The sequence below is a fragment of the Petrotoga olearia DSM 13574 genome (assembly GCF_002895525.1).
GTDB lineage: Bacteria > Thermotogota > Thermotogae > Petrotogales > Petrotogaceae > Petrotoga > Petrotoga olearia.
Map to the genome: position 1 here is coordinate 1 of NZ_AZRL01000020.1, position 23,649 is coordinate 23,649.

Annotated in this window: 17 protein-coding genes and 3 pseudogenes; 5 read left to right on the forward strand and 15 right to left on the reverse strand. The window is 36.0% G+C overall.

Features of this window, described 5'->3' with window-relative positions; genetic code table 11:
* Positions 1-181, forward strand: a pseudogene (locus X929_RS09920) (group II intron reverse transcriptase/maturase); the annotation flags it as partial.
* Between the two features lie 94 nt (positions 182-275).
* Here the strand turns inward: X929_RS09920 and X929_RS06895 are convergent.
* From X929_RS06895 to X929_RS06930, 8 genes and pseudogenes are all read right to left on the reverse strand, one after another.
* Positions 276-1,139: a deoxyribonuclease IV gene (locus X929_RS06895; protein WP_103067295.1), complete on the reverse strand. Its 864-nt coding sequence runs from the start codon at positions 1,137-1,139 to the stop codon at positions 276-278.
* A 105-nt stretch (positions 1,140-1,244) separates the two neighbouring features.
* Positions 1,245-2,597 (reverse strand): GlmL-related ornithine degradation protein, encoded by a 1,353-nt coding sequence (locus X929_RS06900; RefSeq protein WP_103067296.1) that lies wholly within the window; start codon positions 2,595-2,597, stop codon positions 1,245-1,247.
* Positions 2,594-3,364: pseudogene (locus tag X929_RS06905) on the reverse strand (aminotransferase class I/II-fold pyridoxal phosphate-dependent enzyme); the annotation flags it as partial. The pseudogene X929_RS06905 and the gene X929_RS06900, both read right to left, overlap by 4 nt.
* Positions 3,365-3,768: 404 nt before the next feature.
* The gene (locus tag X929_RS06910; protein WP_211286749.1) at positions 3,769-4,413 is read right to left on the reverse strand and encodes a DUF998 domain-containing protein; all 645 of its coding nucleotides are present in this window, start codon (positions 4,411-4,413) and stop codon (positions 3,769-3,771) included.
* Between the two features lie 139 nt (positions 4,414-4,552).
* Positions 4,553-5,512: pseudogene (locus X929_RS06915) on the reverse strand (IS1634 family transposase); the annotation flags it as partial.
* Positions 5,513-5,587: 75 nt separating this feature from the next.
* Positions 5,588-6,298 carry a tetratricopeptide repeat protein gene (locus tag X929_RS06920; protein ID WP_146255780.1) on the reverse strand — a complete coding sequence of 237 codons (711 nt, stop codon included), beginning with the start codon at positions 6,296-6,298 and terminating at the stop codon, positions 5,588-5,590.
* Positions 6,298-8,565, reverse strand: a complete 2,268-nt coding sequence (locus tag X929_RS06925; protein WP_211286750.1) for a phytoene desaturase family protein — start codon at positions 8,563-8,565, stop codon at positions 6,298-6,300. The genes X929_RS06920 and X929_RS06925 overlap by 1 nt, the downstream gene beginning before the upstream one ends.
* Before the next feature lie 173 nt (positions 8,566-8,738).
* Positions 8,739-9,440 (reverse strand): hypothetical protein, encoded by a 702-nt coding sequence (locus tag X929_RS06930; RefSeq protein WP_103067299.1) that lies wholly within the window; start codon positions 9,438-9,440, stop codon positions 8,739-8,741.
* A gap of 755 nt (positions 9,441-10,195) precedes the next feature.
* Between X929_RS06930 and X929_RS06935 the strand changes: the two genes are divergently transcribed.
* Together X929_RS06935 and X929_RS06940 are read left to right on the forward strand one after the other, a co-directional pair.
* A complete protein-coding gene (locus tag X929_RS06935) occupies positions 10,196-10,903 on the forward strand; it encodes a hypothetical protein (RefSeq protein WP_103067300.1) in 708 nt (235 codons plus the stop codon).
* Positions 10,904-11,016: 113 nt separating this feature from the next.
* Positions 11,017-12,201, forward strand: a complete 1,185-nt coding sequence (locus tag X929_RS06940; protein ID WP_103067301.1) for an MFS transporter — start codon at positions 11,017-11,019, stop codon at positions 12,199-12,201.
* 1 nt (position 12,202) lies between these two features.
* On the opposite strand, the gene X929_RS06945 is transcribed toward X929_RS06940, so the two are convergent.
* From X929_RS06945 to X929_RS06965, 5 genes are all read right to left on the reverse strand, one after another.
* Entirely contained in the window at positions 12,203-12,625 is a 423-nt protein-coding gene (locus X929_RS06945) for a GNAT family N-acetyltransferase (protein ID WP_103067302.1), read from the reverse strand.
* Positions 12,626-12,639: 14 nt separating this feature from the next.
* Positions 12,640-14,133, reverse strand: coding sequence for a gluconokinase (locus X929_RS06950; RefSeq protein ID WP_103067303.1), 1,494 nt, complete (start codon positions 14,131-14,133; stop codon positions 12,640-12,642).
* Between the two features lie 116 nt (positions 14,134-14,249).
* The gene (locus X929_RS06955; RefSeq protein WP_103067304.1) at positions 14,250-15,278 is read right to left on the reverse strand and encodes a D-isomer specific 2-hydroxyacid dehydrogenase family protein; all 1,029 of its coding nucleotides are present in this window, start codon (positions 15,276-15,278) and stop codon (positions 14,250-14,252) included.
* 17 nt (positions 15,279-15,295) lie between these two features.
* Positions 15,296-16,714 (reverse strand): NADP-dependent phosphogluconate dehydrogenase, encoded by a 1,419-nt coding sequence (gndA, locus tag X929_RS06960; protein WP_103067305.1) that lies wholly within the window; start codon positions 16,712-16,714, stop codon positions 15,296-15,298.
* 56 nt (positions 16,715-16,770) lie between these two features.
* Complete coding sequence (locus X929_RS06965) at positions 16,771-17,595, reverse strand: SDR family oxidoreductase (protein ID WP_103067306.1); 825 nt, start codon at positions 17,593-17,595, stop codon at positions 16,771-16,773.
* A 483-nt stretch (positions 17,596-18,078) separates the two neighbouring features.
* Here X929_RS06965 and X929_RS06970 point away from each other — a divergent pair, with 483 nt between their 5' ends.
* Together X929_RS06970 and X929_RS06975 are read left to right on the forward strand one after the other, a co-directional pair.
* The gene (locus tag X929_RS06970; protein ID WP_103067307.1) at positions 18,079-18,804 is read left to right on the forward strand and encodes a metallophosphoesterase family protein; all 726 of its coding nucleotides are present in this window, start codon (positions 18,079-18,081) and stop codon (positions 18,802-18,804) included.
* Positions 18,805-18,997: 193 nt separating this feature from the next.
* On the forward strand, positions 18,998-20,875 hold the full coding sequence (locus tag X929_RS06975) for a BMP family ABC transporter substrate-binding protein (protein WP_103067308.1): 1,878 nt from the start codon (positions 18,998-19,000) through the stop codon (positions 20,873-20,875).
* A gap of 147 nt (positions 20,876-21,022) precedes the next feature.
* Here the strand turns inward: X929_RS06975 and X929_RS06980 are convergent, their stop codons facing one another.
* Positions 21,023-21,688, reverse strand: coding sequence for an HAD family hydrolase (locus tag X929_RS06980; RefSeq protein WP_103067309.1), 666 nt, complete (start codon positions 21,686-21,688; stop codon positions 21,023-21,025).
* 17 nt (positions 21,689-21,705) lie between these two features.
* On the reverse strand, positions 21,706-23,649 hold the full coding sequence (ftsH, locus tag X929_RS06985; RefSeq protein WP_103067310.1) for an ATP-dependent zinc metalloprotease FtsH: 1,944 nt from the start codon (positions 23,647-23,649) through the stop codon (positions 21,706-21,708).

A 23,649-nucleotide genomic window follows, 5' to 3' on the forward strand; every position in this document is an offset into this window, starting at 1 on the left:
AAACTTAGTCAAATTAGGACTAAACACGTACAAAGCATGGGAATATGCAAATACAAGAAAAGGCTACTGGAGAATCTCCAATAGCCCAATACTTTCAAGAACACTAACTAATAAACGCCTTAAGGAAATGGGTTTAACTTCGATCCTGGAAACGTACAAACTAAAACATCAATTCTGTTGAACCGCCGTATACCGAACGGTACGTACGGTGGTGTGGGAGGACGGTAGATAAATTAATTATCTACCTCCTACCCGATTAAAGTTTTCCTAGTTCTTTAAAGTTTTCCTAGTTCTTTGAAGATCTCTTTTACTATTTTAATATCTTGACTATGCTCTGGATCATCTCCAGGGGTTTCAAGTATCAGAGGTAGCTTAGATATTTCATCGAAAGAGAAGAAGGTTTTAAATCCTTCCCTTCCTATGTATCCTTTGCCTATAAATTCGTGTCTGTCTTTAGCTGCGCCCAAGTCAAATTTTGAATCGTTTAGATGAATCATTTTTAGTTTGTTTAAGCCGATGTATTTGTCAATTTCGTCTAGTAGTCTTTGCACCTCTTCTTTTTTTCTTATGTCGTAGTTTGAATCAAATCCATGGCAGGTATCATAAGTTATGCCTAATCTTTCTTTCCATTGGGATTTGTTTATTATTTTTCCTAATTGTTCCATGGTGTATCCTATGTTTGAACCTTTTTGTGCAACGTTTTCCAGCAAGATAGTTACTTTTGTATTCTGAATTTCTTTGAAGACGATATCTAACCCTTCTAATATTTTGTTTATGCCGAATTCTTCCCCTTCACCTAAATGGCTTCCTGGATGGAAGTTGTAGTGAAGTATTCCTAATTCGTCTGTGGCTTTTATTTCTTCTATCATAGCTTTTATTGATTTTTCTCTGATTTCATCTTTTGGAGAGGCTAGGTTTATTAAATAGCTTGAATGAACTAAGACATCTTCAAAATTTATGTTGAATTCGTTCATTGCGGTTTTGAAGGCTTCTGCATCGTTTTCTTTTGGTGGATTTACTTTCCAAATTCGTGGTGAACCTGTGAAGATTTGGAAGGTGTTGCCTCCAATGTTTGTTGTATCAGATGGGACTTTGTTGAAGCCTTTTGAGATTTTCATATGTGCACCGATTTTTATCATTTTTTTCACTCCTAATAGTTGTGATTTGCGCCCTTCCCCCGTACCCCACTCATCTAAGGAAGGACCTTCGGTCCTTTATAACCAACAAGGGGAGAGGGCTCCACCTTATACCCATTCTAGGTCACTTTGTAGTATTTTCTTTGCTATTTCTTTGTCGAGATTTGCGATAACGCCTATGTTTGCAAATATGTAATTTTTGTCGTAGGCGAAGTTTACGTCTTTTGGAGGTAGTAATAGATCGTCAGAATTTTTTAGCTGCTTTAAGCTTTCAAATATCTCTTTGTTGTATTTTGATCTGGATAGTATTCCTCCAGTGCCAAAGATAGTTTTTACGGCGGTTAGGTCTTTTCCGTGAGCTACCTTTTTTCTTCCAGTGGGTGTAAATATGTAATCAATTCTTCCGGCGTGTCTTTTTAGGGACGTTAAGAAACAAAATTTTGCCAGGTAAGCTGCAAATTTTTCTTGTTCTTCGTTTTGTGGATACGGGGATATATTTTTTAGTATCTCTTCGTAGTTTTCAATGTCCTTTTTTATTACTTCCTTGCCGATCATTTCAACGACGTTATGTGCGTTTACATATATTCCCATGTCTCCATCTACCGTTCTTTTGGAACGTGGTTGTGGGGAAACTAAGATCTTCTGAATTTCGGGAGAGCCATCTGTAACGGAATCTATATCTGTAGTGGCTCCACCAATGTCAACTGTTAGAACATCTCCATATAGTTCATTTAATAATTCTGTGGTGTTCATAACAGCCCCGGGGGTAGGTATGATCTCTTCATCTACTACATCATAGATTTTTTCCATACCAGGTGCATGAATTATGTGTTTTGAAAAAACTTCTTGGATTATTTTTCTTGCTGGTTCGACGTTTAGATGATCTATTTTAGGGTAGACGTTTTCTGTTATGATTATATTTTTGTTCTTTTCTTTGAAGATTTCTTCTATTTCTTCTTTCACAGCAGTGTTTCCTGCGTATATTATGGGAATGTCTAATGGCAAGTTAGAGAGTAATTCAGCATTGTAAAGAACGGTTTCTTCTTCCCCGTAATCTACGCCACCTGATAAGAGAATCAATTTTGGTTTTATTTTTAAAATTTGTTTTAAATGGCTTTCTCTAAGTTTGCCGGATGTGATGTATTTTAAAATAGCCCCTGCGCCTAAAGCCGCTTCTTTTGCTGCCCTAACTGTCATATCGTAAACTAACCCGTGAACCGTCATACTTAGCCCACCAGCGGCTGAAGAGGTTGCTAAAAATTTTTCCCAACTTATTTTATCTTTAACTTTTTCTTCCATGTTTTTTAGTGCTTTTTCTATTCCAAGGGTTACATCACCTTTGTCTATAGTTGTATAACTTTCTGTTTGAGCTATTATTTTAACGTTTTTTTCTTTGAGCTGGTAAGCTGTTATCACCGTTGTTGTACTTCCTATCTCAGCTACTAATAAATCAATTTTCATGACATTTCTTTCTCCAAATCTGTTAGGAACTTTTTAAGTATTTCAACCGCCTTTTGCAAGTCATCCATAGAGGCTGCGAATGAAAGTCTGATGTGACCATCGCTAAAGAAAGCAGAACCAGGTACAACTGCTAGACCGTATTCGAGTAGTTTTTCGCAGAATTCTTTGTCGCTTAATCCATAATTCGATATATCGATAAAGTAATAGAATGCGCCTTTTGGTTTATCGTTTGTTAAACCGAGCTTTTTGAATTCATCGTACAAGTAGTCTCTTCTTTTTTTGAATTCTTTCACCATATAAGAATTGTCTATTTCTAGGGCTTTGAGCGCTGCATATTGGGAAGGTGTGTTTACATTAGAAGTGGAATGGGATTGAATTTTAGCCAATTGAGATACGATTTTTTCGTTAGCAATCGTATATCCTACTCTCCATCCAGTCATTGACCATGTCTTTGAAAAACTGTTAATCAATATTGTTCTATCTCTTGATTCTTCAAAGTTTGCCATAGATGTGTAGTTACCGTCGTAAACTAGGGCATCGTATACCTCATCACTTATGATTATAAGGTCATGTTCGATGGAGAGTCTCGAGATAAAACTCAAAAACTCTTTATCGTAAACAACACCTGTTGGGTTGTTGGGAGAATTAATTATAATGGCTTTTGTTTTGTTGGTGATGGCTTTTTCTAATTCTTTTTCTTCAGGTATATACTTATTTTCTTTCGTAGTTTTAATGTGAACGGGTATCCCGCCAACCATTCTGATTTGTGCATCGTAACTGACCCCGCATTAGATAATATTACATGTCCGTGAAAAAGATTGGTTAGATCATAATTCAATGTCTTTGAAATGATATCATATCCTTGACTCTTTTTGAAAGGAGACGCATTTATTATCTGTTATATTACTACATTTCTAAATCTAAGCCCACCCAAAACGATTTCGCACAATGTTTACAGCATAAAAGAAGTTTTTGAGAAGCAAAAATTTGGTCAAACAAGGTAAATCGTATATGTTGTTTTATACGCCGTAATTTTTTTATTTTGTTGTTTTTTAAACCAAGCGTTCGGTCTAGTACTAAAAATCTAAATTTTGATTTTTGAAAATTGAGAGAGGCCTAAAAGCACAAACATGCTTTTTTATGGGGGTGAATCCTATTTTTCATAAACTCATTATGCTTTATTCAACATATTATCCTTAAAACTATACATATAAGATAATAAGAATATGAAAATCTCCAATGAAAAAATATTCAACCTCTCTGTGACACCTAAAATGTTCCAATTATTAGTCATGCCTATCGGAGTAAGTATCCCAAAAAAAGTTATGGCGAAGGCAAACCCCAAAGTTAAGCTACCAAATCGTTTTATTTTTTCTTTCTTTAAATATCCAAAAGCTAAAATAAACATTGAAGCAAGAATTAAAACAACTAGAGATACGGTCACAACGATATGCATAAAATTGTTAAAAGTCATTTCGGTTTTATTTCCTTCAAGGGGAAATAATGAATACCCCAAAGTAGAAATAGCCATTGATATTAAGAACAAAACATAACCCAGTTTAGTAATTTTATGATACCCTTTTTCTCGCGCTTTCATAATCATGCCAATAAAAAAAATTATGGCACAAATGCCGTAAATATTAACAAATATCGAAAGTAGTCCTGAATTAGGCGCACCTTTGGCAGTTAAAGAACTAATATCAGTAGTAATCCAGTTATATTCATCCCAAAGAATTTGACCTAGAAACACATGAATGAAATAAAAAATTACACCGATCATACCAAAAGGCATGAAATATTTTGTTTTAAGCTTCATAATACCCCTCCTCGTATAATATGTATGGTTATGAAACTTAAAAAATGGTACTAAGAATCTGTTTTTTGTTCTTTTTCATTATTTCTTTTGTAAAGAGATACCCTAATGCTAAAAATAGTACCAGGATGATTAACGGGGGAAGATTCCTTCCCCCCTCGTATTCTATTTCTCTGCATTCAATCCCTTTTGCTATTTCAGTGAATTCCCCATCGAATATATCTACCTTTTTTAACTGTTTTATCGATTTACCAACTATGAATTCGTAATCGGAATTCTCTACTATTTCCATATTGGTTCTACTCATCATCCCTCTATCACTAACCACTATTACCTTTCCCAACTGATACCTCTTTTTCATCACTTCAATCGTATCTTTGAACGTATGCCCTTCGAACGTGTTACCTGGGTATATATCAAAACTAACCGGCATCCTATCCCTATCTATCGACATCCCTAAAACTACCTGTGATTCGTTGAACTTCTTATCTTTCGAATACCCCATCTGCAGTAACTCGTTCGTTTGTTGTGTCTCAAAGGCTAACGTCGTTACATCGTAAAACACTAAGTCTACTACAGAATTGAATAAACTCATCCTTTGACGGTACAGATGTTTCTCCAACTCTTCCTTCTTTTGCGCTAACACATCTAGCGTTCTGTACAGCCATTGTAAGGCTATCCCTTCTTCATCCGTTTCTGCCTCATCCATCCTTGAACCCCCTTCGGGGCGTTTCCTTTTGAATCCATAATAATCTAGCTCGTTGAATATTCCCAACTTACTTTTTGGTTCTATTATTCTGTTCATTACCATTATTTTCAACAAATCTTCTACATCGAACCTCGTCTTTTTATCCATCTTTTCAAAGAACTTATCCATCTCATACCTTTCAAACAATCTATCAACTATTACCTTTACCCCATAATTCTTCTTATCAGGTGCTTCCTCAACACTATTCAAATTCACATAACCTTTTATATCATATATCTGTACGAGTTTATCGACAATATTTTTCACTTCTTTTCTACTGATAGTATCGATTCTACCCAAATTAGCGATTATCTTTTGTTTATTCTTACCGTTTTCACGGTAACTTTCTACTATTCTTAAGTATTCTTTTTTCTTCCGTTCGGTTTAATAAAAAATCGTCTCTCAACTGTCAAACTCAGGAGACAAAAATTAATTTCCCAGCAGGGAATTCGCCTCAACTGCCTCCTTCGAGCCTGGTGCGATATCCATTGCCTTCTGCCAATTTTCTCTGGCCTTGTCCTTATCGCCACCCTGAGAATAGGCCTTCCCAAGGTCGAGATATATTCCAGCCAGAGTATTTGCATCAAACTGCCCGGGCTTGCTTTCATCCAGGGTTAGAAGGTATTCGAAATCCTTGATCGCCACATTATTTCTCCCAAATGCATAGGGCAGGGCAACGCTTGTATGCGCTCTGACAAGCCTAACAGAAGTACTATCGGGAGAGAGTTCAACGGCTCTATCCATCTGCTGGATGCCCTGGATCACATAAAATAGTTTTGCAGGAGGGAACCAATCTTCTCTACCTTTGATGGTGAGAAGGCTTCCATACCATGCCCGCACTTCAGCGTTGTTGGGTTCGGCATCAAGTATCTTCTTGAAAAGTGGTTCGGCCTTTTCAATCGCTTGCTTTTCTCCATCAGCGGCCTTGCCATGGTAAATGATGGCCAATTCCATGCAGAGTTTTGTATTCTGAGGATCTTCCTCTAACAGGGATTCTAGCTCCAATACCTTGTTCTGGGTCTTTGTGTCCTCGGAATCAACATTCCCAGATGCAAATAACGTTGCCGATGAAATGTATAAAACGACAAAAATCAACATTGCCATGGTAGTAGCGATGGTTTTCCTATTTACTCTCATCATTACCCCCTCCTTTTCCATCCAATGATGTCATTTGCCGCTATTCTGCCAGAGATTATCACCGCCTCTATGCCACCGCCAGGAAATGTGGAAGCCCCCGCCAGATATAGCCCTTTAATAGGAGATTTAAAATATGGCCTTTTGATGTCTTTTGACTGATCGAATGCATAGATCGCCCCCTCAGGCATTCGCGTATAGAATTCCAATGTTCGCGGTGATGCTGTTTCGCGAATTACGATGTGCTCGGCCAAGCCAGGTATCAACTTTTCGGCCTTTTGAATCAATGCATCGGCAAGGAGTTGCTTTTTCGATAGGTACTCGGTGCTTCCTCTCGGAGGGAAATCTTGATATCTTGCCCCTGTTAGTAGCGTTACACTGGCTTTGCCGAGTGGAGCAAGACCTGCATCTACGTTTGATCCTATGACAATTCCATATCCATCATCCAAGTTATGAATAAGGACAGGATATCCAGATAGATCCATATCCACCCCTAGGAATACCATAAATACTGAGGGAGACATTGGAAGCTCTCTGATCCTGCCTGCAAATGTGGTTCTTAGATATTCCTCGCCTATGAGATCCAAAAATGTGGTCTTTGCGTTGGCATTCGCAATTATTATGGGGCTTGAGTAAATTTCGTCCCCTACCTGTACTCCTCTGACCTTAAATTTGCCTGGCCTTGAGAGGATCCCTCTTCTAGGAACCGCGTCCACTTGAAAGGCTGAACCCATGGAGTCGCGATTCATCCTATTCTGCCCTATCCAGCTGTCACCATCTAGATCTGGCGCTAGAATAATCCGTTCAACCCCATGCTTGAGCATGATCTTACCACCATGTTCTTCAATATATTGCCGTAGAGCCTCAGCGAACCGGAGCGCCCCTCCTTTGGGGAAATAGCCTCCATGCAGATAGTAGGATATTACAGCAGTCAAGGCGCTTTGGGCAGGTGTCTTGTCGGGTCTTGTTCCGACATATCCTATCAAGGCGGAAAGCAAGGCCTTTAGGTCTTCGTTCCGAAAGCTCTCATCTAGCACCTCCTGATAGGTCTTGTTAATCCATTCATAGAAATGTGGATGCTCGCGTGGATAGTCTAACAAAGCCTTTGGGCCAAAGACTTTTGCGATCAATTCCGCAGGTAGTGGCGTTCCGTAGATCTCCGCCTCCTTATAGGTTTCCTCATAAGCTTTCTTCGACACGTTGAAAAATTCAGCAATGCCTTGGGACTCCTCTGGAAACATGCCTTGCAATAGTGCGATGAATCCATCAAGATCAGAAGGAGCGTCGACATACCGACCCTTAAAAACGTATCTGGAGGTATTTCGGGTGAAAAGATCTGTTTGCTTGAGACCAAGGTCCTCCAGAAGGTAGCGGACCGGCCCATTCTCCCACAGACCACTTACAGCCTCTACACCGGTGTTGAATGTGAAGCCTTTTCTACGAAAAGAAGAGCAGTAACCGCCGGGTAGAGAATGCTGTTCGAAGATCGCTATGCGGAAACCTTCGCGAGCAAGCAACGCCCCCGCGGTCAACCCTCCTATTCCGGATCCCACGATTATCACATCATATTCCCTTGTCTCCGATACCGACCCTCCACCGGCAATGCCCTGCCTTAGCGACTGGGTCTCTACTTCTCTAGCCGTTTTACGCGTAACATCTACTCGCCAGTCGCTTTTTTTGAATTCCCTTAGGGCGAAGTATCCTGGGGCCAGCTTTGGGAAGATGATTGAGAACGCTATGCCTAGCACCACCAAAGAGTTCGAGATTATGACCGTCCATGGGAAGCCGAGGAGAAGATATACAATTGAGCTCGCCAAAAATATAGCCGCCCAAACCCCCGTGATGATGCTATTCACCAGGAGAAAAATGGGATCCTTCCAATATACCTTTGGGTAATCTCTTTTTGATACTTGCATGGTATATGGCTGCTTGACCAGCAAAGAGATTACGGCCATCACTAGAAGGGCCAGGTATCCCATGAAACCACTGTTATCAATAAATAGGCGAGAGCTGAAAAGGTAAGTGACTATGCTGGCTATAACGAAGAATATGATAGAGGCAAGATCCATTGGATTAAGAATTCTGCTATGAATTTGTGGGGCCACGAGAATCATGGACATGGCAAGACCAAGAATGATACCAAGTGGGGCTCCGCTGCCTGACAATGTCCAGTAGAGAATCCATGGGACGAAAGAAATCAGAATATAAAGCATGCCTGGTAGCTTGAATGCCTTCCTTCCTTGGGTCCTAAGCGCCTTCTTTTCGGTTGCCATTGAATCTTATCTCCCCTTTCCTCCCCGCCACTATCCCCGACCTTCACAGCTTTTCAATCCGGCCTTGGCGTGGCGTCTATTTTCCGGCCCAATTCCCGAACCTGATCGAGATAGGTATCAGTTTACTAAAAAATTATCTCTCAACTGCTAAAGTCAGGAAAACATGATTTTTTTTAAAAGGCTAATCCTCCACCACCTATTCTAAAAGAGATATATGGACCTGTGGGTCCAAAATTTGGTACTCCCTCAATGGTGCTATCGGATAATTTCCAATCACTTACCAATCCAACTGGTGCATATGTATAGCCCGCTGCTAAACCAAGAGCTAAACCTCCGGCTGCCTCATCATCACTAAAAGATAATATGTAGTCGGCATTTATCCCTACTTTAAAGATAGGAAATCCGGTAGAAAAGGTATTTTCGTTGAAAGTGGAAAAGTTATCATCAAAATTTGTAGATTCAGGGTTTTGGGAAATCTTCAGGGATATTCCACCACCACCAATACCGCCAAGAGCATACATTCTAAAAGCCTGCTTAGAAAGAATCAAATAACCAAGATTAAATGTTCCATAACCAATGTTGAGTTGCACCGTATCCACACCCGATTTCTCTTTAGTAGATATACTGTATCCTTCGCCACCTATTATAAATTTTCCCATTATTCCATAACCCCCGCCCCCATTAGCCAAAGCCACATCATTTAATTCAGGAAGTCCAGCGGCTTTTAATTCAGCATTTAATTCTTCAACATCAAGCCACTGAGCACCAATATCTCCACCACCTAGTCCTCCGTACTGTCCGTTTTTTATTTCTTGTGAAAAAACTAAACCTACTAAAAGAATAATCAACGTTATTAACCCAGCAGTCTTTTTCATATTTTCCCCCTCCATTTATAAAAAATTTTGTTACTCGCACGATTTTATAAAAATTAAATTAATTTAAAATATAGAAATATAAAGAAATATTAAGTTTATTTTAAGAACGAAAATAAAATCATCTTAGTGTCACTACATGACTTCCTTTCCCTTTGTTTATCAATGGTGAAGTCAAGAGAATAATATAATTAAAAGAGAAAAAGTGTCATTACATCAAAAAATTTTTTTTCAAAAAAATAGGTGTTTTAACACCTCAAAGCCGCTTTCTTCCGTTCGGTTTACTAAAAATTATCTCTCAACTGCCAAAGTCAGGAAGAAAACATACGAAACCTTAAACATGGTAAAATTAAGAGAAGAAATAAATATTCTTGTGGATAAATTATACAACATTCAACTAACAAAAAGCAAATCAAGTTCAAAGACATAATTACTATCTAACCATTACCCTATTTCAATGACAATTAATTATGATCTAACACGTGTGTTTGAAAAAGTTTTCGGACAAAGTAAAGATCTATGGATATTTACTGGCCCAAAAGATATAAGCAACTATAAAATGACCTGTATACAATTGACAAACATATGTCTGCAAAATTCAGTGCAACCATTTATGAAGTAAGTTTTGAAAGGAACACGTACAGTTCTTAGACAAAAAGGAGAGAGAAATCCCTCCAAGTTAGTCGGCAGTTGGTTGACACTCATTTTAAATTCCTAATATTTTTATTGGGTACTATACAAGGGAGGGGATTTTTAATATGGGTATGGGAAAATCAACAATAGAACAGAAACGACTGGATGCTGATCTATGGATCATTCTGATTACAACTTTTGCAGCTCTTGGAATATGTATGGCTTTCCAAAGCCAGTTTAACAACGTAGTCAAGAATGTGCATATACCCATTTTGTTAAGAACTTTGATTGCTGCCATATGTCAATTTAGTATCGCCGGATTAGGAATTAGCATAGTAGCAATTTATAGAAAAGAAAGCTTTTTTTCACATGGTTTAAGGTTAAAAGGTACTTTGATGTCCATTGCCCTCTGCGTAATTTGTTTTGTTCCACATATCATTTTTTTAGCTGTAACACAACAGATAACAAGTTATTTACCTTTTCAGGCTGTATGGATGACGAAAGAGGCTCTATCGAGCGGGTTCCCCGTTAATATAGTGACAATGTTAATTATCGCAACAGCGTGGGGCTTTTTTGAGGGCTTTAACTATGTGGTAATCAGCGATAAAATTAATCTGCGGTTTCCCTCGAAAAACAGATTGCTCAATTGGGGTGCGATTTTTTCTGCGATAGCGTGTATTTTAATACACGGTATGATAGGTGTTACCCTTGAAGGCTTCATTGAAATGTTAACTGTAATTATCATTATTTATGGTATGCTAATAGTGAGAGAAATCACAGGAAATGCTTGGGGATGTATATTCATTTTTGTGTTTTTATGGAATGCGTTTTAAAAAAGAGTTTTTTGAGAATTTAGCATTAAATTTGTAAATCTAATCAGTTACCAAAAATGCTTATACTTGCATTCGAACTTATTTAAATTTTAAATCAACGGAGAGATTTTAAAATGTATTCTATCTTACTAGTGATTATCTATATTTCATTCATCAGTCTTGGATTGCCAGATACTCTTTTAGGCTCAGCATGGCCAAGCATGTATGAAACATTAAACGTGCCTGTATCGTATGCAGGAATTATATCGATGATTATCTCTGGTGGAACTATTATTTCAACATTGTTCAGCGGTAAGTCTATTCGTAAACTTGGAACTGGAAAACTAACCGCCATAAGTGTTGGAATGACTGCTATAGCATTGTTTGGTTTTTCTACATCAAATACATTTTGGCATTTGTGTTTGTGGGGGATACCCTACGGTTTAGGTGCAGGAAGCGTCGATGCAGCACTTAACAATTTTGTCGCCCTACATTACAAAGCTAGACATATGAACTGGTTACATTGCTTTTGGGGAGTTGGAGCCACACTTGGTCCATACATTATGGGAATATTATTAACTAACGGTTTTAAATGGAATTCAGGATATTTTACTATTTCGTTAATTCAGATTGCTTTAACTCTGGTACTGTTTTTTACTTTGCCACTGTGGAAAGAAAAGAAAACAAATAACAAAAGTAAAGAAGAAGAATACAAAAATTATTCTTTAAAAGATGTTGTTGCTTTGCCTGGGGCAATGTCTATAATGATCGCCTTTTTCTCTTATTGTGCATTAGAGGCAACTACTGGATTGTGGGCGGCAAGTTATTTAGTACTAAATAGAGGTATAGCTGCTGAAACAGCGGCCAAATGGGCTGCTTTGTTTTATTTCGGAATTACAATAGGAAGGTTTATATCTGGATTTATAACTTTTAAAATGAATAATAAAAATATGATACGTTTGGGGCAAGGGATCATCATTTTAGGATTGTTACTATTGATTCTTCCTTTTAGCAATTATACGGCATTTATAGGCCTTATTCTCATAGGTTTAGGTTGTGCCCCTATATATCCAAGTTTGATACATTCAACACCAACTAATTTTGGTAAGGATGTATCACATTCCATTATAGGCGTACAGATGGCATCAGCATACCTTGGAACAACCCTTATGCCACCCTTGTTTGGATTTTTGCAAGAACTTTTTGATATAAGGTTATATCCCATATATTTAACTATATTAGCCTTTCTTATGATAGTCATGGTGGAAAAGGCAAATAGTTTATTTTTGAGAAAACAGGTAAGGCATAGTAATCCTTGACTTATTTAATATCCCTTGAATAAATTATCAGCTCGTCGCGTTTGTACCAACCTGTTTTTTCCCAAAATGTCTTGCCAATTTCGTTCTCATAATACACAAATAAATGACATTTTATTATACCTTTTTCTTTTAAACTGCTTAAAACCAAGTTTACCAATTTTTCCCCTATCCCATTTCTTCTATAGTTCTTATCAACAGCAAGATGGTAGAGATATCCTCTTCTTCCATCTTCGCCACATAGAATTGTACCAATAATTTGTCCATCATCTTCACATACAAAATTTAAACCAGGATTTTTATTCAAAAATCTTTCAATATTTTCTTTTGTATCAGATTCGCTTAAACCCATGCCTTCTGTTTTTTTCCACAATCTATACATCTGTTCATAATCTTCTATTTTTGCTTCTCTGAATTTTATTGCCATTTTTCTGCTTCTCCTCAAGAATTGATCAATTGGGTATGTAAGGTATACATATCCCGATAGTTTTGAATCATTTTCACAAAAAAATTATAATAAGCTTCATATGTTTTAACTGAAGAGGTTTGGGGTTCAAAGCTCTTTCCCAACTTTATCATAACTTCCCCAGCTTGCTCAATATCGTTGTAAACTCCCAATTGTGAAAAAGCTACCATCGATTCACCTATCAATGTTGCATTTTCGGTCTTTGATTTGGTTACAGGGATGTTGAATATATCAGCTAAAATTTGAACCCAGACATCGCTTTTGCTGCCTGAGCCCCCTACTGTTAATCTTTTTAAATTAACATCGTTTTCTTCTAAAGCTGTTTTTATCATGTTTAGCCCATAACCTACACCTTCATATATAGATCTTGCCATGTGACTTAAGTTGTGAAATGTTTTCAATCCAAAAAAACTACCGGTAGATAAGCTACCTATTCTTGGGTCTCTTTCTCCTGTTAGAAATGGAAAGCAAATAAGCCCTTCGGAACCTGTTTTAACCTTCGAAACCTCTTCGTTTATCTGATCATAACTCATACCGTTAGCTATATTATTTCTGAACCATTCCAAAACTACACCCGCGTTGTTCACCGCTCCTCCTATAGCCCACATACCGGGTAATAAAGCATAGGTTTGAAGCCTATATTGCCCTGTTTTATCAAGTAATGGCTCATTATAGGCGCTTCTAAACATTGCAGTGGTACCTAAATTACATACAGCGCTCTTTTTATAACCCCCCATTCCTAAAATCATTGCTCCACCGTCATATACTCCTAACATAATAGGAATCTCTTTTTCTAAGCCTATTTTTTTAGCTACTTCTTTTTTTACCGTATCCACTATTACATTCCCAGGTACAAGATTTGGCAATTGATCTTTTTCAATGCCTAATCTTTTTATTAGTTCTTCATCCCATTTTTGCGTTTTTATATCCAAAAGTTGTGTAACAGAGGCTAAACTTGGTTCAGTGTAACATTTCCCTGTTAATTTGAATGTGAAGAAACTTTTGATGTCCAAAAATTTATAGGTTTTGGCAAAAATTTCTGGTTTTTCTTTTTTCAACCACAATATTCTCGCTATTGTATAATTAAAGGCAGGTGGGCAGCCAGTCTTTTGATATATTTCTTCAAAGGAAAATCTTTCTCCTACTTCGTTCATTATATTCTGTGATCTTGTGTCTAAAAGTGTGACCATATTCATCAAAGGATTCCCTTTTTGATCTATCGGAAGAAAACCAAATTGATACCCAGAAAAAATTAATAATGAAATATCACCTTCAAAGTTTGTGATTATCTTTTTAGATATATCCAAAAAGTTTTCCCATAATTCTTGAGGATCGTGTTCCGCTGCCCCTTCCACGGGCTGAACTAAATTTAACTTTTTGATTTTTTGAGAAATGATATCTCCTATTTCGTTTACAATTGCTACTTTCATGTTTGTCGTTCCCACATCGAGGACTAAAACATATTTCATAACAATAAACCCCTTTTGTTGTTTTTTTTCTTTAATATTCAAAAATTTTTAAAACGCTCCCCACCCATAAGGATTAAGGAAGTCTTTGCCACTGCAGACCACCTTAAACTAATAACTTATTTTCTACCTTTGAATTCTGTTATAATTTTTTCTATAACTTCTGGGTTAACTATTTGTTCAGGAATTTCACCTTTCATCAACTTTTCAATATCCTCAACCATTTTTTCATCCATTTTTCTTAATGAATACTTCCCATATCCTCCTATATGAGGTACTATGTATACGTTAGGGAATTTCAATAATGGATTACTTGGGTTTATTGGTTCTTCTTCTAATACATCAAGCCCCGCAGCTGAAACTTTCTTAGATTCTAAAGCTTCAATAAAATCATCCTGGTTTATCAATTCTCCCCTTGCCGTGTTAACTATTACTACTTCGTTTTTCATTAAGTCGAAAGCTCTTTTGTTTATGAAATGATAGTTCCCTTCATTTAAAGAAGCGTTCAGGCTTATTACATCGGATGTTTTTAAAAGTTCTTCAAAACTTACAGGTTTTACCCCGGTTTTTTCTATGACCTTGTCAGCTATATAAGGGTCATAAGCTATTACTTCTGAACCGAATCCTTCTTTTACTATCTCAGCAACTCGGCTACCAATGTTTCCATAACCAATTATTCCTACCGTCAATTTTGACAGCTCACCACCAACAAAACCTTTTCTATCTTGCCATTTATTTTCTTTAACCGCTTTATTGGCAGGAATAATTTGCCTCAAACAGATGAGAATCAAAGCAATAGCAAGTTCTGCAACTGAATCTCTTTCGTGAATTCCAAGAACCCTTGTGACCATAACCCCGTTTTCTGTTGCGGATTTAATATCCACATTGTTGTATCCAATGCCGTGCCGAGCAATTAGTTTTACATCTTTATTGTATTGAAAAAATTCTGAAGTAAAGTTTGGTGTAACGCTTGCTATAACAAACTTACAACCTTTCAATTTGCCTGCTAACTCTCTTCCTGGTATCTTAGGATCGACAGTTATCCTTTCCACAATACCTATTTTCTTTAATCGTTGCATTAAATCGGGAAAGTATATTCCAAATGTACTGGAATTTACTATCGCAATGTTAGTATTGTCTTCGGACACCTCTTTACCCCCTTTTTTTAGATATTATGTATATCTTGCCATTCTGTGTGAAATATTCCCTCTTTGTCCCTTCTTTCGTACATGTGAGCACCAAAATAATCCCTCTGTGCCTGAATCAGATTCGCCGGTAACTCTTTTGACCTTAACCCATCAAAATAATCAAGGGCTGAGCTTAGAGCAGGAATAGGTAGACCAGCTTTTTTGATCTCTGAAACTACCTCTCTCAACTTTGGAATTTTCTCCTTAAAATCACTTTTGAATTCATCAGAAATTATCAAATTTACTAAATTGGAATCTTTTTTAAACGTTCTTTGTATTGGTTTTAAAAATTCGGATCTTATTATACATCCATCTTCCCAGATTCTTGCGACTTCTGATAGATTTAAATTATATTCATATTCTTTAGATGCTACTTGCAACAGCTTCATACCTTCCGCATAAGCAATTATCGTTGAAATATACAACGCATCCCTTAATGAATTTATAAAGCTCTCATTTACACTCATTTTATTGGGGGTTCCATATATTTCTCCAATCCTCATCCTTTCATCTCTTATTGAGGACAAGGTTCTTGCATTTACGGCAGCGTTTATAGTGGGTATGGATATATTTAAGTCTAAAGCGTCTTGAACACTCCATTTCCCGGTACCTTTCTGTTTTGCACTATCTAAAATGACGTCAACAATTGGCTTACCAGTTTCTTCGTCTTTCCACTCTAAAATCTTATAAGTAATTTCCATCAAATAAGATTTGTGATCTTCATTCCATTCTTTAAATATTTTACTCATATCCTGAGGAGTCATTTTAAACACTTTTCTCATAATATCGTATATTTCTGCTATTAATTCCATTATGGCGTACTCTATCCCGTTGTGAACCATTTTCACATAATGCCCACTTGATTTTGGGCCAAGGTAAGCAACGCATGGACCATCTTCTGTTTGAGCAGCAGTCGCTTCAAGTATATTTTTTACCTCTTCATATGCGGATTTATCTCCCCCAGGCATGATGGATGGACCATGTAATGCGCCGTATTCCCCTCCACTTATACCAGTTCCTAAAAATCTTATTCCTTTTTTATGTAATTCTTCGTATCTCCTGTCTGTGTCTTTGTAATAAGAATTCCCTCCATCTATGATTATATCTTCTTTATTCAAATAGGGTAAAAGTTCGTTGATTACATCATCAACCGGTTTACCAGCTTTAACCATCAGAATGATCTTTCTTGGTGTTTCTAATGAATAAACAAGTTCTTCAATAGAGTAGGTCCCTCGGATATTTTTATTTTTTGCTCTTTCTTCAACAAATCTTTCGGTTTTTTCATTTGTTCTATTGTAAACGGATACCTTAAAACCCTTAGATTCCATGTTTAAAGCAAGGTTCTGCCCCATCACCGCCATTCCTATAACCGCTATATCGCTCTTTTGCTGATCCATTACATCAACTCCTTCCATTTTTTATCTAACTCTCTCCCAAAGAAAAATAAAATATATTATACGCCACTATACGCTGAGAAGCCCCCATCTATTGGAACAACAACACCGTTAACAAACTCAGAACTATCACTTATCAACCACATCACTGTAGAAACTAGATCTTTAGGCTCTCCGAATCTTCCCATAGGTGTATGATTCAATATTTGATTTCCCCTTTGGGTTAAACTACCGTCTTGATTGGTCAGCAAGAATCGATTCTGATTAGTTAATAGAAATCCTGGAGCTATAGCATTGACCCTTATCTTTTTGGAATAGTTGTGGTTCATATGAACCGCTAACCATTGCGTAAAATTACTCACAGCAGCTTTAGCTGCAGAATAAGCAGGGATGTTTGTCAAGGGTCTAAATGCGTTCATCGATGAGATATTTATTATCTCTCCATAACCTTTTTCTGCAAAATATTCTCCAAACACTCGACTTGCCAAAAATGTACCTAAGAAGTTCAAGTTAAAAACCCATTGTACTGCATCTTCTGGGAGTTCAAAAAAAGATTTATCTTTACTTGTTGTTGCTTCGGGTTTGTTGCCACCTGCCCCGTTTATCAGTATATCTATTTTACCAAATGTTTCAAGAATTTCATCTTTTGCTATTACTAAATCATTTTTTTGCAAGACGTTGGTTTTAATCCACATGTGTTCAACATTTTTTTCTGCCAGTTCAATACTTAACATATCCATGGCTCTTTCTGATAGATCCAGTATAACAATCTTTCCACCAGCTTCTCCCAAAGACCTAGCCATTTCAGAGCATAGAACGCCTGCTCCACCTGTTATTACTATCACTTTGCCTTCCACATTAAAATAATCTTCGACTTTACTCACGTTGATCATCTCCTTTTATAAATTCTTATTTATATTATACAATTAATTCGTTCTAAAATGAAATTAATTATTTATACAATAACCGCTTATAATTCTGCCTAATCGGCTCAAATTACCTATAATCGTTGATAATTCAAAGAAATAATGTTGCAGCCATGGAAGACCATACTTGGTTGAGCGATCCTCTAGGATATACTGGGCTATAGTTGGACAGTTCCCTTCCTCGTGAACATCTTCGGAAAAGAATAATTAATCCAGCTGCTAAAGCTGAGCCTACATTATAATCTTTTAAGACAGCTATTACAGGTTGAGATAACTGTATTATGATCCTCTAAAATATTTTTAATTCGCTTGCTCCATCGATTCTCATACTTTCTATCAATTCTGTAGAAATCCTTGACTTTATTATTACGCAAAATTTCAACTTATTTATATTTTTTGATAAAATAATTTTATAGAGGCTCTAATTAAAAAGGAATTAAAATGATGATAGATATAATTGCAATTTCTGATGAGGAAGTATATTTAACAAATAAAGACAAGAAAAAGTTTGACTTACTTATTTGCGGTGGAGATCTTTCTCCACAATATATGGATTATGTAATAAACGAATTCAAACCATCCTTAAGCTTGATGGTGCACGGTAATCATGACAAAAAGTATTATAAATTATACGAAGAGGAAAACAACTCTTTTTCAAAGGTATACAAAGGAGCCTATATTTTAAATCATGGCATAGTTAACTTAAAAAAATTCATAGGCAAAGATATCATAGTAGCAGGATTTTCTGGGGCTCTAGCTCATGGATATAGACCTTTTTATTTCAAAGAAAGTGATATTAATAAATTTAAAAGAGAGATACTTTTCAACACAATCTTTAAAGGCGGCAAGAATAAGCAAATTGATATAATGATTACACACAATCCACCTTACATAAAAAATACAATAAAAAAATACGGTCAATCTCATACCCCTTCAAGAGCCTTGGGGGAATTTTATCTTAGAGCACTTCCGAAAATTTGGATATACGGTCATATCCATCCAAGATACCATTTTCAGGAGCTTGATTTTGAAATTAAATTCTTAAATAATGTATCTTATCTAATAAATGCCGTACCTTACAAATTAATAAAATACAATGATGAAAAAAAAGAAATTATAGAAATTCGTACTTATAAAAAGATAAGTACAAAAACTATTTTAATTTAGAGGATAATTAATTTTTTTAAACGAAATTTTAATTATTGTGTTGTATTATAGAATTATTATTATAAGAATATATCCCTAAAAGGTTTTGCTGTTTCTTGCAAAAAATCTTTTTTATAATAAACTTTGATTTTGAACTTGGGGATCTTAAGGGGTTTACCCCTTAACGTGCCCACAAAAAAAGGGGGCTAAACTGGTGTATGGAACCTCAAGAAGTCTCAGCAGAAGCGAGTACGAAAAAGCTAATAGATTAGCAAATAAAGACTTTTTGGCTAATATTTCAAAAGGAAAAGAGGGGTATCTGCCGTGTTTAGAAGATATCATCCACAACGTTGAAATAATTAAAGAAGAAAAACTTGGCCTTATAGATATCCCTATAGAAAGAATCAAAGGAACATATTACCATTCTCGTTCAATATCTTTTTCAGCAAATTTCTATCCTTTAATGAAAACTGATTCAGAATTTGCAAGCAAATGGATTAATTTGTATGAAGCTCATATATCTGAAGGAATAAGAGATCCTGTAACAGCCTACGAATATATGAACTGGTTTTACATTGTTGAAGGAAACAAAAGGGTAAGCATTTTGAAATATTCAGACGCCTTTTCAGTCCGTGGGGAAGTTACGAGGTTGATTCCAAAATGGGATGAAAATAATCCTGAAATAAGAATCTACTATGAATTTTTAGATTTTTATAAAAAGACAAAAATCAATATAATCTGGTTCAACAAAGAGGGCAAATTCAAAGAACTTTACGAGTTAATCAAAGATTATAAGAAAAAAAGTGAGTTTGTTGAGAAAAAATATGATGAATCGATCACTTCAGTATATCTCTTATTTAGGAAGCTGTATAGGGAAATTGCTAAGGACAAGATTTCACTCACTGAAGAAGAGGCCTTTTTAGAATATCTAAAAAAATTTGGTTTGGAGAATGTTCCTGTTATTGAGAGAGAAATGAGGGAGCAAGTTAACGAATTAATAGAAGAACTAGAAGAACGTCTAGGTAAACCATCAGAACCTTTATTCAAATTACCTCAGATTTTCGCGGGGAAAACATTAAAAGTCGCTTTCCTTTACAACACTTCAATAGGGGAGTCCGCATGGACATATTCCCATGAATTGGGAAGAAGATACGTTCAAAAACGTTTAGGAAGTGAAATAATAACAAAGTATTTTGAAAATATTTCCGATTTAAAAACGTATGAAAGAATATTAGAACAACTAGAAGAAGAAAAATTCGACCTAATATTTTCTACCAGTTTTGACTTCTTACAAAATCAGAATACAAAGGATTTTCAAAATGTTAAATTCATGTATTTTTCCGGATATCGTACTACCAAGAATATTAATACATATTTCGGTCGCATGTACGAACCAAGGTTCCTCTCTGGAATGATAGCAGGGGCTATGACAACCAACAATAAAATAGGTTACGTTGCTTCTTACGGTATACCTGAAGTTATAATGGGAATAAATGCTTTTGCTTTAGGGGCAAAAGCCGTTAATCCAAAATCAAAAGTATTTGTTGGATGGACGAATACTTGGAGCAATTTAGAATACGAAAGAGACACGGCAGAGTATTTAATAAATGAAATCGGAGTGGATGTTTTAACTCACCATCAAGATTCTCCTGAAGTTTGCAAAGTTGGAGAAGAATACGGTGTCTATACCATTGGTTACCATTTTGATATGAAAGATTACGCCCCAACTACCCATTTAACCTCCGTGGTATGGAATTGGGGTGTTTATTATGAAAACATCATTAAAGATGTATTGAGAGGGTCAAATTTCTCTTTATTTAGATTATTTTCCGGTTCAGAAAAGATCGAGAACTTTTGGGGTGGGCTTAAGAGCGGAGTTGTTTGTTTGTCCCCTATAAGTGAAATAGTTCCTTCTACAACAAAAAACCTGATTGATACTGTGAGAACAGATATTATAGAGAATAGATTTCATCCTTTCAGGGGCTGTATTTTTGATAAAGCTGGTAATATAAAAGTCTCAAAAGGCAAAGATATCGAAGACGAAGAATTAATGAAAATGGATTGGTTTGTGGACAACGTTTATTATTCATAAAAATGGGGAAATCCATAAATAAGTTGTTTGTGACGGTGTTGTTCTCTATTATTGTCACAAGCGTTTTTTTAGAAGTTAATTTTGATTTCTCTTTATCTCCTAGCATAATAGCCAAAAAAATTATGAAATAATTAAAATCCTTTAATCTTAAGCTTCCACTTTTTCTAACTTTTCTATTAATTCTAAAGTTATTTCTTTCATATTTTCTACCACTAAATCTGCTTTCGATAGATCTTGATTGAGCGAGTTAGGGTTTTTAAAACCTATACATTTCATTCCACCAACTTTAGCCGCTTTTACGCCATTCTTTGAGTCTTCTATAACTACACATTCGTATGGTTTAACCTTTAACAATCCAGCAGTGTATATAAAAATATCTGGTTTAGGTTTGCCTTGAGTAACGTCTTCTGCACTCACTACAACTTCAAAATATTTCTCAATGTTAAACATGCAAAGAACTTCTTTGATCAATCTCATCGGGGAGGAAGAAGCCAATGCTATTTTATAATTGTTTTCTTTCAGTGTTTGTAATAGCTCTATTACACCCTCTAAAGGCTCTTTAACACATTTTTTTAATAATTCCAAATTCTCTAAGTTTTGTTTTTCGACCAACTCTTCTAAACTTTGCTGTAGATTGTACTCATTTTTTAAGTCTTGCCACATCTCTTGGTTACTTACACCTATATAATTGCTATATAAACTTCTATTCATTGGAATTCCCAGTTCCTCAAAAATTTTTTTATTTGCATCATAATGAATCGGTTCACTATCAATGATGACCCCATCCATATCAAAAATAATAGCTCTTATCATTATCTTCTCCTCTCTTTTTACACAGGTTGATAGTTAACATGATTTACAACATCTATTTTAAGAAATTCACTTATTTCTTTTTCTCCACCAATATATTCTTTTAACTCTTCAAGGCTTTTATTCATAAGGTTTTTGAATTCATCTCCATAGATCGTTTCTTTTTTGAAAATATAAGAAGCTAGAAGATCTATTCTCTCTTTATTTTGTTGAAGCAGCTCAACAGCTTTATCATACATAGAGTTAATTATTTTCTTAACTTCAACGTCAAGTTCTTTTGCAGTTTCTTCGGAATAATTCTTTTGTTTTGTCAACTCACTACCCAAAAATATTTCTTCCTCTTCTCCTTCCCAATACACCGGTCCCAACTTTTTGGACATTCCTAACCTATAAATCATGGATTTTGCGTAGTCCGTAGCTTTTCTTAGGTCATCCTTTGCGCCTGTGGTAGCAAAATTGAACACTAATTTCTCACTCGCTCTTCCTCCAAGGGCTACAACGATTCTATTAAGTATTTCAGATTTTTTAATTAGGTATCTGTCTTTTTCAGGAATTTGTAAAGTAGATCCTAATGAGCCTATACCCCTTGGAATTATAGTAATTTTATAAACAGGGTCGGTATTAGGTAATAAATAAGCCAATACAGCATGTCCTAGTTCATGATACGATAAAATTTTCTTCTCTTTATCGGATATTATTCTGTACTTTTTGGTCGGACCAGTTAATACTCTATCAATAGCCTCCTCAAAATCATTCATTTCAATTTGAACTTTCTTCTTTCTTGAGGCTATTAAAGCAGCTTCATTAACGAGATTTTCTAAATCTGCTCCTACGAAGCCCGGCGTCCTTTTAGCTAACAATGTTAAATCAACATCTTGGGCTATTTTCTTTTTACGTGTGTGTATCTTTAAAATTTCTTCTCTTCCTTTTCTGTCCGGTGGTCCAACTAATACTTTCTTATCAAACCTACCGGGTCTAAGTAAAGCTTTATCAAGAACATCAGGTCTATTTGTAGCAGCCATTACAACAACACCTGTAGAAGAATCAAAACCATCGAGTTCCACCAACAAGGCGTTAAGAGTTTGTTCCCTCTCATCGTTCCCGCCGCCAAGTCCAGCTCCTCTTTGTCTACCTACTGCGTCTAACTCATCAATAAATATTATTGAAGGAGCATTTTCTTTAGCTGTTTTAAAAAGGTCTCTAACTCGGGATGCACCAACTCCTACAAAAAGTTCAACAAAATCTGAACCACTTGCATAATAAAAGGGTACTCCTGCTTCACCAGCTATAGCCCTTGCTGTCAAAGTTTTACCCGTTCCTGGAGGGCCTACCAGCAAAGTTCCTTTAGGCATTCTTGCACCTAATTCTTGAAATTCTTGAGGATTTTTCAAAAATTTTACAATGTCCTCTACTTCCTCCACAACTTCATCGATTCCTGCTACATCTTTAAAAGTAACTTTTTCACCAATGGGTTCATACTCCTTTGCCTTACTCTTTCCAAAGTTCATACTGCTTTTAGCACCTGATGCAGCGGAACGATATAACCAAAAAAAGAAAAGTACCATTATTACTATAGGAATTATGTTAATCAATAAACCAAACCACCACTTTGAGGCTACGCTTTCGATATACTCGACTTTTATACCTTTTTGAATTAAACTATTCACATACTGTTTATCAATTACCAAAGCCGGAGAAAAAGATTCATAAGTAGAACCATCTTTAGCAAATATTGTCACGTCCCCGTTTTGATTTATTTTTATGGACTCTACCTGGCCGTTATTGATCAAGCTTAACATTTCAGAATAGGATATGATGGGGTTATTTTCCCAATTCAAAGCAACGAGAGCACCAATAAAAATAACCGCAAATATTATATAAACCCAAATTATATTGGAAAATCTTACTTTCTTTTTTTCTTCTTTGGTATTTTTATTTTCTTTATCTTTTTTATTTTCAGACAT

Excerpts from the sequence above, each read along its gene's own strand:
- ftsH (WP_103067310.1), bottom strand. The coding sequence starts at position 23,649 with ATGTCTGAAAATAAAAAAGATAAAGAAAATAAAAATACCAAAGAAGAA.
- X929_RS06925 (WP_211286750.1), bottom strand. The coding sequence starts at position 8,565 with ATGGCAACCGAAAAGAAGGCGCTTAGGACCCAAGGAAGGAAGGCATTC.
- X929_RS06980 (WP_103067309.1), bottom strand. The coding sequence starts at position 21,688 with ATGATAAGAGCTATTATTTTTGATATGGATGGGGTCATCATTGATAGT.
- X929_RS06940 (WP_103067301.1), top strand. The coding sequence starts at position 11,017 with ATGTATTCTATCTTACTAGTGATTATCTATATTTCATTCATCAGTCTT.
- X929_RS06935 (WP_103067300.1), top strand. The coding sequence starts at position 10,196 with ATGGGTATGGGAAAATCAACAATAGAACAGAAACGACTGGATGCTGAT.
- X929_RS06895 (WP_103067295.1), bottom strand. The coding sequence starts at position 1,139 with ATGATAAAAATCGGTGCACATATGAAAATCTCAAAAGGCTTCAACAAA.
- gndA (WP_103067305.1), bottom strand. The coding sequence starts at position 16,714 with ATGGATCAGCAAAAGAGCGATATAGCGGTTATAGGAATGGCGGTGATG.
- X929_RS06900 (WP_103067296.1), bottom strand. The coding sequence starts at position 2,597 with ATGAAAATTGATTTATTAGTAGCTGAGATAGGAAGTACAACAACGGTG.
- X929_RS06930 (WP_103067299.1), bottom strand. The coding sequence starts at position 9,440 with ATGAAAAAGACTGCTGGGTTAATAACGTTGATTATTCTTTTAGTAGGT.
- X929_RS06920 (WP_146255780.1), bottom strand. The coding sequence starts at position 6,298 with ATGATGAGAGTAAATAGGAAAACCATCGCTACTACCATGGCAATGTTG.
- X929_RS06910 (WP_211286749.1), bottom strand. The coding sequence starts at position 4,413 with ATGAAGCTTAAAACAAAATATTTCATGCCTTTTGGTATGATCGGTGTA.
- X929_RS06945 (WP_103067302.1), bottom strand. The coding sequence starts at position 12,625 with ATGGCAATAAAATTCAGAGAAGCAAAAATAGAAGATTATGAACAGATG.
- X929_RS06950 (WP_103067303.1), bottom strand. The coding sequence starts at position 14,133 with ATGAAATATGTTTTAGTCCTCGATGTGGGAACGACAAACATGAAAGTA.
- X929_RS06970 (WP_103067307.1), top strand. The coding sequence starts at position 18,079 with ATGATGATAGATATAATTGCAATTTCTGATGAGGAAGTATATTTAACA.